At 72.4% G+C, this 12559-nt stretch carries 8 protein-coding genes; 4 read left to right on the top strand and 4 right to left on the bottom strand.

Annotated features, from left to right (window positions below):
• Positions 1-62: 62 nt before the first annotated feature.
• From EAO72_RS11475 to EAO72_RS11465, 3 genes are all read right to left on the bottom strand, one after another.
• Positions 63-2606, bottom strand: a complete 2544-nt coding sequence (locus EAO72_RS11475; RefSeq protein WP_261991430.1) for a PA14 domain-containing protein — start codon at positions 2604-2606, stop codon at positions 63-65.
• Between the two features lie 295 nt (positions 2607-2901).
• On the bottom strand, positions 2902-3543 hold the full coding sequence (locus EAO72_RS11470; RefSeq protein ID WP_148017151.1) for a GAP family protein: 642 nt from the start codon (positions 3541-3543) through the stop codon (positions 2902-2904).
• A gap of 307 nt (positions 3544-3850) precedes the next feature.
• Positions 3851-4573: a (2Fe-2S)-binding protein gene (locus EAO72_RS11465; protein ID WP_148017150.1), complete on the bottom strand. Its 723-nt coding sequence runs from the start codon at positions 4571-4573 to the stop codon at positions 3851-3853.
• Between the two features lie 223 nt (positions 4574-4796).
• Here EAO72_RS11465 and EAO72_RS11460 point away from each other — a divergent pair, with 223 nt between their 5' ends.
• The gene (locus EAO72_RS11460) at positions 4797-6176 is read left to right on the top strand and encodes a DMT family transporter (protein ID WP_148017149.1); all 1380 of its coding nucleotides are present in this window, start codon (positions 4797-4799) and stop codon (positions 6174-6176) included.
• Here EAO72_RS11460 and EAO72_RS11455 read toward each other — a convergent pair.
• Positions 6146-7519: a transglycosylase family protein gene (locus EAO72_RS11455; RefSeq protein WP_148017148.1), complete on the bottom strand. Its 1374-nt coding sequence runs from the start codon at positions 7517-7519 to the stop codon at positions 6146-6148. The genes EAO72_RS11460 and EAO72_RS11455 overlap by 31 nt on opposite strands.
• Before the next feature lie 218 nt (positions 7520-7737).
• On the opposite strand from EAO72_RS11455, the gene EAO72_RS11450 reads away from it, so the two are divergent.
• From EAO72_RS11450 to EAO72_RS11440, 3 genes are all read left to right on the top strand, one after another.
• A complete protein-coding gene (locus EAO72_RS11450; protein ID WP_148017147.1) occupies positions 7738-10266 on the top strand; it encodes a glycoside hydrolase family 3 C-terminal domain-containing protein in 2529 nt (842 codons plus the stop codon).
• 8 nt (positions 10267-10274) lie between these two features.
• Positions 10275-11369, top strand: a complete 1095-nt coding sequence (locus EAO72_RS11445; RefSeq protein ID WP_148017146.1) for a LacI family DNA-binding transcriptional regulator — start codon at positions 10275-10277, stop codon at positions 11367-11369.
• A 317-nt stretch (positions 11370-11686) separates the two neighbouring features.
• Positions 11687-12253, top strand: coding sequence for a hypothetical protein (locus EAO72_RS11440; RefSeq protein ID WP_187285004.1), 567 nt, complete (start codon positions 11687-11689; stop codon positions 12251-12253).
• Positions 12254-12559: the final 306 nt, after the last annotated feature.

Here is a 12559-nt window from a genome sequence, read left to right as displayed (position 1 = left end):
GGACGGGCCGCTGTGGTCCGTCCCTGCGTGGGACGGACCACAGCGGCCTGGAAAGGTCGGACCTAGACGCAGCCTGCGATGACGTCCTTCGACGCATCGCGGATCAGTGCCTGTTGGGCGTCGTGGACCCGCTTCACCTCGGGCTTGACGACCTTGCGGTCGTAGGTGAGCAGACCGTTCAGCTCACCCTCCACATCGGAGATCTGCGTGTACACCGCGCCGTTGCCGCCCTTGCAGGCCAGCGCGTGCACCTCGTCGAGCTTGGCCAGGTAGTCGTCGGTGTAGGTGGCCGGGTCGACCGCGATGTACGACTGCTGCACCGCCCAGGCGTGGCCGGGTACCGCGAGCCCGAGTCCGCCGTACTCGCCGCTCATCAGGGCCCGTCGGCCGTCCGGCTTCGGCAGCGCGGGGCTCGGGTAGCCGTGTTCGTCGATGATGTCCCCGGTCCCGCCGTCGGCACCCAGGTTGATCCCGGACATGCTGTTGATCAGGCGCGTCGGGTCCCAGGCCTTGGCCTGGTCAGCGATCCGGGCCTCATCGTACTGGCCCCAGCCTTCGTTGAAGGTCACCCACATGACGATGGACGGGTGGCTGGAGTGTTCGTCGATCATCTCCTTCATCTCGTGCTCGTACTCGGCGCGGGCGGCGGCCGACGGGTTGACGGTGTTCATCGCCGGCATGTCCTGCCAGACCATCAGCCCCAGCTTGTCCGCCCAGTAGAACCAGCGGTCGGGCTCGACCTTGATGTGCTTGCGGACCGAGTTGAAGCCCATCGCCTTGTGCATCTTCAGGTCGTACGCGAGCGCCTCGTCGGTGGGAGCGGTGTGCAGCCCGTCCGGCCAGAAGCCCTGGTCGAGGGTGGCCATCATGAAGACCGGCTTGCCGTTGAGCATGGTGCGCGGGGTGCCGTTCACCTTCTCGACGGCGACGGACCGCATGCCGAAGTAGCTGCCGACCCGGTCGGATCCGACCGTGACCTTGAGCTGGTAGAGGTGCGGATCCTCCGCCGACCACAGGTGCGGGTCGGGCACGGACACCTTCAGGGCCGAACCGGTCCGCCCGGTGACCGTACCCACCTTGCGCCTGCCGTCGTACGCGGTCGCCGTGACCGGCACACCGTCCCGCACTCCGCGCACCTCGACGGCGACGCTCTCGCCCGCGACGTCCGGGGTGAGCTTCAGCGAGTCCGCGTGGTCGGCCGCGACCGGCTCCATCCAGACGGTCTGCCAGATGCCGGAGGACGGGGTGTACCAGATACCGCTGGGGTCCAGGCGCTGCTTGCCCATCGGCGGGTTCTCGCCGTCCCTGGCATCGGTCGGGTCGTAGACACCGACGATCAGCTCCTGGGTACGCCCGGGCTTCAGCGCGTCGGTGACGTCGGCGCTGAACTTGTCGTAGCCGCCCTTGTGTTCGGTGACCTTGTGGCCGTTGACGTACACCTCGGACTGCCAGTCCACGGCGCCGAAGTTCAGCTGGAGCCGCTGGGCCGAGCCGACCTTCCAGTTCTTCGGGACGGTGAAGGTCCGGCGGTACCACATCCGGTCCTCGTGCCGTTCGATGCCGGAGAGCTGCGACTCGACCGGGTACGGGACGAGGATCCTCTCGCCGAGCTTCTTGCCGACCGGCGGCCGCTCCCCCGCCTTGGCCGAGGCGAACTCCCAGGAGCCGTTGAGGTTTTGCCAGTTGTCGCGGGTGAGCTGCGGACGCGGATACTCCGGCAGAGCGTTCTTCGGTCCGACCTCATCGGCCCATGCGGTGCGGAGCTGGTACGTGGAGTGGTTGGGCCCACTGGACCAGAAGGCGCCGACCCGCGTGCCGTCCTCGCCCGCCAGTGCGCCGTCCCCGTCGTAGCGGATGTCGGCCAGGCCCTTGGCGTCACCGGCCTTGTTCCCGACGACCGGTTCCTTGAGGGCGACGGTCAGGCTGCGCGGGTCGGCCGGGTCCGTCCGGACCGCCCCGAGCGGCCACTCGGCACCGCCGATCACGGCGTCGAGGTGGTTCACCAGGCCGGCCGGAAGGGCGCCGAGCTTCTGGGCGAAGTCGAGTTTGAGGGTGCGGCCGTCGGCGAGCACGGTGGCGCCGATGGCGCCGTCGTACGCGAAGTCGTCCGGCAGCCGGAAGGCGGACTGCGGTACGGGCACCTTGGTGCCGCCCGGTTCGGTCCACTTGAGGTGGAGGTTGGAGCCGCCCTCGTGCTCGAAGTACTCGACCTTGAAGTCGTAGGCGGTCCCCGCGGTCAACTCGACCGGCTGGGAGGTCTGTTCCTTCTCCCAGTCGTCGACCCAGTGGTCGATGACCGGCTTTCCGTCGACCCAGAGGCGGAAGCCGTTGTCCCCGATCATGGAGAACGTATGGGCGCCGGACTTCTCCGGGACGATCTTCCCGGTCCACCGGATGCTGGCGTCGTCGGCCTGCCCGGTGGCGGAGCTCAGCCGCGACTCCAGGGTCGGGAAGTCTATGGAGGGGTCGAAGCCGGTGGCCTTGAGCGTCCCGAAGTCGAAGGCCCCGGGGGCGGACTGGGTGTAGTACTCCCCCTTCAGCCCCTGCACGTCCGAGGGGGCTGCGGGGTCCTGGCCGGCTGCCGAAGCGGCGGGTACGGCGGACATTCCGGCAGCTCCCACGACAGCTGCCAGGAACAGAATCAGTCTCTTGTCGATGCGCACGGATCCTCCTTGGTGAGGAAGGGTGGCGGCTCGTTGCAACACGATGTACAACGTTGGAAGGAAAGGCAGTTGGCATGACAGCACGTCGGATGCGGCGCTGTCCAGGTCCATGACAAGCCCCGGTGCGAAGCGGAGGGATTCCGGAAGAGCCCACGTCAGAGCCCTTTGAACGACGGCGCGGACCGGATCACCACGCCGTCCTTCGGCATGCCCGAAAGCCCCGTGACGGTGAGGCGGCTCAGACGAGTTGGTAGAGGCTCTTGGCGACCAGCCACAGGCCCGCCAGCAGGGAGAGCGTCACGATCGCCTGGTCCTGATGGCTTTCCGTCCAGTCGCGGAGCGCGCCCAGCCTCGCCCGGGCCGCCGCGGGCCGGAACGTCGCGTACAGCAGCATCGCCAACAGGCCGGAGGTTGCGAGGAGGCAGAAGACGAAGAGCGCCACGTACGAGCCGATGGAGGACAGGTGCGCCTGCACGACCGTGGCGGCTCCCGCGGCGACGAGGCCCCACGGCTGCAGGACGACGCCCAGGCCGGCCGCGGTCCACGGCGAGGCGTTGTCCAGCCGGGACAGCCACTTCGGGGACCGGCGCGGCCGGCTGCCCCGCCGCCGCTTCCTCTCCGCGTAGACCACCATCCCGATGCCCAGCGCCAGCTTGAGCGCCAGGGCCGCCGTGGAGGGGGCGCTGCGAGGGGCGGGCGGCTTGCCGCCGGTCAGCAGGATCACCGCGGCCAGCACGAGGACCAGGCAGCCGAGCCAGGCGAGGACGAACGCGAGCCCTTTGCGTACGCCACGGGGTGCGGAGAGCAGGAGGATGAACGCGCTGTTATGCAGGGGCCCCGCGTTGATGGCCAGCCCGATGATGACGAGATCAAGAACCATGCGTGGCACCGATCGCCTTGGCGGAACGGGCACCACCCGGCCCCGCACCGACCACCCTCGCGGCACGGGCACCCGGCCCGGCACCGATCACCCTCGCAGCGCGAGCCCCCGGCCCCGCACCGATCACTGTCGCGGGGCGGCGAACGGGCCCTGCCTCCGTCGTCTTTCCAGTGCCGTGCCGCATGCCCGGGCTCCTCGTCGCAGAGATGGATCCGTTCCCCGTTCGACTTCGTAGCCCGTCGGCCGCTCACCCGCCGCCGTACGTGCCGAACCGCTCACGAGAGAAACCCGAAAGGCTCTGTCGTGCTCAGCCTCCGCCTGCCCGGCCAGGACGTCCGGGCGAGCGGCGGGGCGCCTCGTCGAAGACGCAGTCGCCGCACAGACCACCGCCCGGCACACGGTAGTAGAGGCAGCAGGTGCTCCGGCGGAAAGCGGGTCCGTGCGGTGCGCCCGTGCCGCGCAGATCCGGGTGGTCGAAGAGTTCGGCGGCCAGGGCGCGGGTGCGCGCGGCGACGTCGGTCCTGCCGTGGGTACGCGCCCACACCATCAGCTGACGCACGGCCCCCGCCAGCGCGGATCCGGCGTTGCCCCACAGCAGCCCGAGCGGCACGGGGGTGTCCCGGCGCACCGCGTCACCGAGCGGGACGAGATGGCCGTACTGGACGACGTCCCGGATCCCGGCGGCCGAGCCCGGGAGCACGGTTCGTCCGTCATGCCACAGATCGTCCGGGGCGGGCAGCCGGGGGTCCCAGCGGAGGTCCTCGGCCCGCAGGGCGGGAACGCCGCCGGAGAGGACCGCGGGCCCGAGCGCCGTGGACCACAGCCGCGCGGCCAGGCCCAGATGCGCGACGGAGGCGGCGACGCGCCGTTCCGTCGTCCCGAGCCGCGCCGCGACGGTGTCGATGCGGCCCGTGAGTGCCGCGTCCTCTCCCGCGTACAACCGTGCCAGCGCACGATGCCCGCCCGCGGGCACCGGGGCCGTCCGCAACGCGAAGAACCCGCCCGGACCGGCCTCTTCGTCCCCGTCCATCGCGTTGCCGCCCCCGCTCCTCCGGCCACCCGGTGTGATGCCGCGGGCACCGGCAGTGCCGCGGCTCGCGGTCCACCGTATCCGTGCGGGATGATCGTTCTGACGTCGGCCGCGAGGAGGACTACCGTCGGGAGGAGGACACCGGGACCACTCCCGTACTACCAAAGCAGTAGGCCGAATCGCCGTCTCAGGGACGACGACGCGGCGGCTTTGAAGGGAGATCGTGGGGTACATGAGTTCCCTCGCGCTGTCCGTGCTGCTGTCACTGGTCTCCGCGGTCGCCTACGCGGCCGGGGCGATCGTCCAGGAGCGCGTGGCCACGGCCTCCGACGGCCGCTCACTGGCACCTCTGCGCAACCGGGTCTGGTGGGCCGCGGTGGCCCTGAACGGCGTGGGCGCCGTCCTGCACGTGGTGGCCCTCGCCTACGGCCCGCTCAGCCTCGTACAGCCGCTGGGCGCCCTGACCATCGTCTTCGCCCTGCCGATGGCCGCCCTTTTCGTACGCCGCAGGGCCGGGGCGACCGCCTGGCGCGGCGCGCTCATGGCGACGGTGGGGCTCGCCGGACTGCTGGCGCTGACCGGGGGGTCCGACGCGCAGTCCCTCGGCGGGCCCGAGCAACTGATGCTCGCGATCGTGACGTTCGGCGCGGTGGCCGCGCTGATGCTGGTCGCCAAGGCCATGCGCCGGCCGGTGATACGCAGCGTGGTCCTGGCCGGAGCGGCAGGTGTCGCCTTCGGCATCGCTTCCGTGTTCACGAAGACCGTGGCCATGCAGTGGACCTCGGGCGAGGTGGGCGCGGGTCTGCCGACACTGCTCGTGATCGCGGCGCTCGCGGGGGCCGGGCTGCTGTTGTCCCAGTCGGCGTACCGCGGCGCGGGTCTGACGGCACCGCTCGCCACGGTGACGGTGGTGAATCCGGTGGTGGCCGCCGCGGTCGGCATCACGCTGTTCGGTGAGCAGTTCCGGCACGGAACCGCCGGCACATTGCTCGCCCTCGCCTGCGGGGCCGTGGCGGCCGGCGGGCTGATCATGCTCACCACGGAGCGGATGAGCGCGGAGCGCCGCGAGGGCCGGCGGACCGCCGTCGGCGCGCGTCCGCGGGACGATGCCCGAGCGGGCCAGGAGTCCAGTGGCGCGACCGTGAGTGAGCGGACTCGGGACGGCGCCCGAGCGGGCCGGCAGTCCAGTGGCACGACCGCCGCCGCACGTCCGCCGGACACCCTGCCCCTCGGCACATCCGGCGAGGACGCGGCGGATTTCGCCGGGCCCGCCGGCTCGCCGGACCCGGCGGGCGCACCGAACGGCCCGGCGGGCACGGTGCCCCGGCCGGTCCGGTCGACGACCCCGACCGTGGTGGCCTTTCCCGAATCCGTACCACCGACGCCGGCGGCAGCCGCGGAAACGTTTCCCGCACCTCTGCCGATGACCGTGCGGAAGCCACTGGAGCGCCGGGTGGGTCAGGCGGAGTTCGGACCGGACCCGCGGCCGCCCGGCGGCGCACGCAAGGGCGCGTCCTCCACGGGGTCCACCGCCTCCGCCTCCGCCGCCGCGGCCGGTGACCGGCTGGGCACTCAGACCTTGACTCCGCCCGCCCTGAGGTAGGCGAGCGGGTCGACGTCGGAGCCGTAGTCGGGGCCTGTCCGGATCTCGAAGTGCAGGTGCGGCCCCGTGACGTTGCCGGTGGAGCCGGAGCGGGCGATGCGCTGCCCTCCGCCCACGTGCTGGCCGGAACGCACCAGGAGCGACGACAGGTGCGCGTACTGGCTGTACTTGCCGTCGCTGTGCCGGATCACGATCTGGTAGCCGTACGCTCCGCCCCAGCCCGCCGAGACGACCGTTCCGGCCCCCACCGCCTTCACCGAAGTGCCGGTGGGCACGGGGAAGTCGACGCCCGTGTGGTAGCCGCTGGACCAGGAGCCCGACTGGTGGTACGGGGTGCCCGTGCGGGCCGCCACCGGAGCGGTGAGCCCGGAGTGCTTCTCCACGCGCTCGGTCTTGCGGGTCTCGGTCTTGTGGGTGGTCTCGGTCTTCCTGGGTTTCGGCTTCGCCTGCTGAGTCTGCTTCGGCTGCTGCGTCTGCTTCGGCCGGACCGTCGGCTTCGGCTGAGCCTGCTGCGCCGGCCGGACCGCCTGCTCGCGCTCCGGCTGTGCCGTCCTCTTCGGCGTCTCCTTGGCTTTGCCGACGTCCTTGGCTTTGCTGACGTCCCTGGCCCGTGGCTGCGACGCGGCATCCGTCTTCGGAGCGGCGCCCCTGACCGTCCTCGGGGTCTCCGCCAGGTCGAGGCTCAGCCGCTGGCCCGGAAAGATCAGGTCCGGGTCGTCGCCGACGACCTTGCGGTTGGCCGAGTAGAGCCGCTGCCAGCCTCCGTCCAGGCGCCGTTCGGCCGCGATCCCGGAGAGCGAGTCCCCGCGCGCCACGGTGTACGAGTCGCGCTTGCCCGGCACCGTGGTGGGTGTGGCCTTCTTCGTCCCGGCAGTCCGCGAAGCGGAGGCACGTGGCGCGGCCTTCTTCGGCGTCGCGACCTCGGCCGTTCGCTCGGACTGCGGGCTGATATCGGGTCCGTCACCGCCCCGCGTCAGGCCCGCCTTCCCCGAACAGACCGGCCACGCGCCCGGTCCCTGCCCCTCCAGGACCTTCTCCGCGATGGCGATCTGCTGGTCCCTGGTGGCCAGATCCGCGCGCGGCGCGTACTCCGTACCGCCGTAGGCCGCCCAGGTCGACCGGGTGAACTGCAGCCCGCCGAAGTAGCCGTTGCCGGTGTTGATGTCCCAGGTGCTGGTGGATTCGCACGCGGCGACCTTGTCCCACACGTCACCTGACGCGGCGCCCGCCGACGCCGCGGTGATGAGCGGGAGGGCGATGCCCGCGCCGCCCGCCGTGACCGTGAGCGAGACACGGTTGATGCGGCTCGGCTGGTATCTGCGGTGCCGTCCGTTCGCGGCCATGACTTGGCTCCCCCACAGGCAGTAGGACACGTCGCAAGCGGTCAACTTATGTGCAGACAACGCGTGATGACAAGAGCACAGCGAGTTCCGGCCACCGGCACGGCACGGGCCGCACCCGGCCCTTGCGGACCCGTTCCCCATTGACACGGTCACTGCCGGACAGCGACGCTTGGCGCCGGGAGAGCGCTCTCCCGACTCGGTGCGCGGACTGAAGGGGCATGACCGTCATGAGGGACGAAGAGATCGATCCGCTGCTGGAGAAGCTCGGGCCGGCCCAGAAGGTGCGCCTGCTGACCGGTGCGAGCACCTGGCGCACACACGCCGAACCAGCTGTGGGACTGCGCGCCCTCACCTTCTCCGACGGCCCCGCCGGGGTACGCGGCGAGACCTGGGACGAGCGCGAGACATCACTCGTCCTGCCCTCCCCGACCGCACTGGCCGCCTCCTGGGACGAGCACCTGGTGACGGATCTCGGCGCGCTGCTCGCCTCGGAGGCGCGGCGCAAGAACGTGGACGTACTCCTCGCCCCCACCCTGAATCTGCACCGGTCCCCGCTGGGCGGCCGGCACTTCGAGTGCTTCTCCGAGGACCCGCTCCTCACCGGCCGGACCGGCGCGGCACTCATCAGGGGCATCCAGTCCGGCGGGGTCGCCGCGACCGCCAAGCACTTCGTCGCCAACGACGCCGAGACGGACCGGCTGGGCGTCGACGTCCACATGGACGAACAGACGCTCCACGAGCTCTATCTCGCTCCCTTCGAGGCGGCGGTGGCGGCCGGCGTCCAGGCGGTCATGTCCGCGTACAACAAGGTCGACGGTGTCACCATGTCCGCCTCCCCGCTGCTGGAGCACCCGTTGAAGGAGGGCAAGGAGGGCTGGGGATTCGAGGGGCCCGTGGTCTCGGACTGGGGCGGTGTGCGCACGCTCCTGGAGACGGCGCGCTCCGCACAGGACCTGGCGATGCCGGGGCCGGACGGGCCCTGGGCGGCGGGCCTGCTCACCGCGCTGGAACGGGGGCTGGTCTCCTGCGCGGCCGTCGACGACAAGGTGAGGCGGCTGCTCCGGCTCGCCGGGCAGGTGGGCGCCCTCGGAGCGCCCCGGTCCGTGCGGCGGCCCGTCATCAAGCCCGGCGCCCAGCGGGCACTGCTGCGCCGGGCCGTCGCCGCGGGTACGGTGCTGCTCCGCAACGACGGGGACCTGCTGCCGCTGGACCGTACGGAGCTGCGCTCGGTCGCGGTCATCGGCCCGCATGCCACGGCGGTGCGCATTCAGGGCGGGGGCAGCGCGGAGGTGTTCCCCGAGACGGTGGTGACTCCACTGGCCGGGATCCGGGCGGCGCTCGACGGCTCGGCGAAGGTGACCCACCACCGGGGCCTGCCACCGTCCGGCCGCCCCCTCCCCCTCGCCCCGGAAAACTCGCGTGATCCTCGCACCGGAGCACCGGGCGTGCTCGTCAGGCTGCTGGACGCGGACGGCGGCGAACTCCATGCCGAGCACCGGCTGTCCGGCCGGATCGTGGAACCCTCGGTCGTGGTCGACGGTGCCGCGGCCGTGGAGATCCGGGCCCTGGTCCGCCCCGACGTGGGCGGCGTGTGGACCTGGGCGGTGGGGGGCTGGGGAGCGGTCTCCCTGTCCGTCGGTGGCGAGGTCGTGCTGTCCGGCACGTTCCCGGTGGACAGCGACGATCCGACCCGGGTCCACGTCGCCCCGCCCCTGCACCCCGCACCGGCCGAACTGGTCGCGGGCGAGGAGGTGGAGGTCGTGGCGCGGCGCGCGCTGGCCCCCGGTTCCGGTGTGGCGACGGTCCTCGCCGCCGCCCCTCCCGCCGGCGGTGCCGCCTCCGTACTCGCCGAGGCGGTGGGCGCCGCGCGCGCCGCGGACGTCGCCGTGGTGGTCGTGGGCACGACCGAGGAGAGCGAGTCGGAGGGTCACGACCGCGAGGGCCTTGACCTGCCCGACGGCCAGGACGCTCTCGTACGGGCGGTGGCACGGGCCAATCCGCGCACGGTGGTCGTGGTGAACTCCGGCGGTCCGGTCGCCCTGCCCTGGCACGCCCGGGTTCCCGCCCTGCTGCTCGCCTGGTTTCCCGGACAGGAGGCCGGCGGCGGACTCGCCGATGTCCTGTTCGGCCGGGCGGAGCCGGGCGGCCGGCTGCCGACCACCTGGGGCGCAGCCCAGGACGACGTACCGGTGCTCGGCACCGCCCCCGCGCCCGACGGGCGGCTGCACTACGAGGAGGGCCTGCACATCGGCTATGCCGCCTGGCTGCGGTCCGGGACCGCTCCGGCCTACTGGTTCGGCCACGGGCTGGGGTACACGAGCTGGGAGTACGAGGATCTGACGGCCCCCGGGACGGTCGGGGCCGGCGAGGCCTTCGACGTACGCGTCCGGGTACGCAACTCGGGGCGGCGGCGCGGCCGCGAGGTGGTCCAGCTCTATCTGGCCAGGAACGGCTCCGCGGTCGAGCGTCCGGCCCGGCGCCTGATCGGGTACGCAGCGGTCGGGGCGGAGCCCGGGGAGAGTGCGGTCGCGGTGATCCGGGTTTCCGGGCGCGCCCTGGCACACTGGTCGGCCGTGCGTCACGGATGGGAGACGGAGGCCGGCGACTTCGCCCTGCTGGGCGGCCGTTCGGCGGGCGATCTGCCCCTCCGCGCGACGCTCACGGCGGCCGTGTCACGGCGCCCGGCCGGAACGGGCACCGACCGAGGCTCGGAGCGCACTGGAGAGCGCTCTCCGCTGATGCTATAAATGCGCTCATGACGGATGCTCCACGATCGGCCGGTACACCCACCCTCGAGGACGTGGCGAGGGCGGCCGGTGTCTCCCGCGCCACCGTCTCCCGGGTGATCAACGGCGTACGCAATGTCGACCCGGTGATCCAGGAGGCCGTGCGCCGGGCGGTCTCCCTCACCGGCTACGCGCCCAACCGCGCGGCACGCTCCCTGGTGACCCGGCGCACCGACGCCATCGCCCTGGTGGTGTCGGGCGCCGGCGTCGACCCCGAACCGTCCGACGGCGGTTCGGCCGCGGACACGGCCGATCCGGAGAGCGGGTCGTCCTTCACCGCGCAGGTCTTCGCCGACCCGTTCTTCGGCCGGGTGGTGACCGGAGTGGTCAACTACCTCCGGCCGCGCGGCATGCACCCGGTCCTGATGTTCGCCGAGACGTCACGGGCCCGTGAGGACGTGGTCTCGTTCCTGCGCCAGGGCAGCGCAGACGGCGCGCTCGTCGTCTCGACGCACGCGGAGGACCCGCTGCCCGGCATGCTCACGGACGCCGGACTGCCCGCGGTGCTGTACGCGCGGCCCGCGCGGCCGGTCCGGATCAGCTATGTCGACCTCGCCCACCAGGACGGTGCGCGGCTGGCCGCCGAACATCTGCTGGCCCGCGGCTGCCGTCGCCTCGCGACCATCACCGGGCCGCTCGACGTACCGGCCGGGCAGGACCGGCTGGCCGGTTTCCGCGACACGATGGCGCGGCACGGACATCCGTACATCCCGATCGCGGAAGGACAGTTCACCCAGGAGAGCGGCGAGGCCGCCATGGAGCGACTGCTGGCCGAACACCCGGATCTGGACGGGGTGTTCGCGGCCAACGACCTGATGGCGACGGGCGCCTGCCATGTGCTGCGGGAACAGGGACGGCGGGTGCCCGAGGACGTGGCGGTGATCGGTTTCGACGACAGCAGCGCCGCGTCCGCCTGCCGGCCGCCGCTGACCACGGTCCGCCAGCCGGTCGAGGCGATGGCCGCCGAGATGGCCCGGCTGCTGATCGACGGGCTGTCGAAACCGGACGGAGCGACGACATCGGTGATCTTCGAACCGGCACTGGTGATCCGCGACTCGGCGTAGGCCGGCCACCGGCCCGTGGGCGGGTCCGGCAGCCATCGGCCGCTGCCCTGGCGGGTGTTGCCCTGCCCGGCCGCTGTCTTGCGGGGTTTTGCCCTGCCCGGCCGCGGCCCTGGCGGGTGTTGCGCTGCCCCGCCGCTGCCCTGGCGGGTGTTGCCCTGCCCGGCCGCTGTCCTGGGGGGGGTGTTGCCCTGCCCGGCCGCGGCCCTGGCGGGTGTTGCGCTGCCCCGCCGCTGCCCGGCCGCTGTCCCAGGGGGTGTTGCGCTGCCCGGCCGCGGCGGAAATGATCAGGCAGGTGCTGCGCTACGTGATCGGGGTCCATGGTGAGTCTGACCGACCGGATACTGCCCTTGGCGGGCGTCGCTCTCGGGGCACTCATGTCCTTCCTGGTGAGCAGTCTGAACGAGCGGGCGAGGTGGCGCAGACAGCAGTCGGTGCGGTGGGACGAGCACCGCTTGACCGCCTATGCGGAGTACGCCCATGCCGTGAAGGAGCTGGCGGCCCGCTACCACATGATCGCCGCGGCCCGGGGGCTGGTGTCGGGTCCCGTGGAGCTGGAACCGACTCCCGATGTGCTCACGGAGCTCGGCGAGCTGGAGTCCCGCCGTTCCGCCCTCTCCGAGACGCTCGGGCTCCTCGGCGACACCGAGGCGAACACGGCGTCCAAGACGCTGGACCACTGCCTGTGGCGGCTGGAGACGCTGGCCCGGGGCATACCCACGGAAGTCGAACAGAACTGGGATCAGGCATTCCAGGAGTTCCGGAGTGCGCGCAGCCGCTACGTGGAAAGCGCTCGGGCGAGCCTCGGCGTGCCGGGAGCCGTCGCCCGGGAGGTGACCTGGCCGGCCGCGTGGCGCCCCTCGTCCCGGTCATCGCCCTCGCCGTGAGAGACCCTTCGCCGTGAGAGGAAGGCCCCACGCCGTAGGGGGCGACCCCACGCGTCGGCCTCCACGCCCGGCGGCCCGGTGCCGTCTCCGCAGCGCCCAGCCCCCGAGGCGCAGCCCGGACCCTCGGCACCGGGCTTCCGCACGGCGGCGGACGCGGTACGGGACAGGGGGCGCGCCCGGACGGTGTCGGACGCGACGGGGTGAGGCGGGTGCGCGGGGGCGTGCCGGGAGCCGTCGCCCGGGAGGTGACCTGGCCGGCCGCGTGGCGCCCCTCGTCCCGGTCATCGCCCTCGCCGTGAGAGACCC

It is taken from the genome of Streptomyces sp. OR43 (genome assembly GCF_008042275.1).
Classification (GTDB): domain Bacteria; phylum Actinomycetota; class Actinomycetes; order Streptomycetales; family Streptomycetaceae; genus Streptomyces.
Note: the sequence above shows the minus strand (reverse complement) of the source record. Positions and strands in the feature narration are given on the sequence as shown.

Bases quoted from the DNA above. Each gene is read 5' to 3' on its own strand.
- EAO72_RS11475 (WP_261991430.1), bottom strand. From the start codon at position 2,606: ATGTCCGCCGTACCCGCCGCTTCGGCAGCCGGCCAGGACCCCGCAGCC.
- EAO72_RS11440 (WP_187285004.1), top strand. From the start codon at position 11,687: ATGGTGAGTCTGACCGACCGGATACTGCCCTTGGCGGGCGTCGCTCTC.
- EAO72_RS11465 (WP_148017150.1), bottom strand. From the start codon at position 4,573: ATGGACGGGGACGAAGAGGCCGGTCCGGGCGGGTTCTTCGCGTTGCGG.
- EAO72_RS11455 (WP_148017148.1), bottom strand. From the start codon at position 7,519: ATGGCCGCGAACGGACGGCACCGCAGATACCAGCCGAGCCGCATCAAC.
- EAO72_RS11445 (WP_148017146.1), top strand. From the start codon at position 10,275: ATGACGGATGCTCCACGATCGGCCGGTACACCCACCCTCGAGGACGTG.
- EAO72_RS11450 (WP_148017147.1), top strand. From the start codon at position 7,738: ATGACCGTCATGAGGGACGAAGAGATCGATCCGCTGCTGGAGAAGCTC.
- EAO72_RS11470 (WP_148017151.1), bottom strand. From the start codon at position 3,543: ATGGTTCTTGATCTCGTCATCATCGGGCTGGCCATCAACGCGGGGCCC.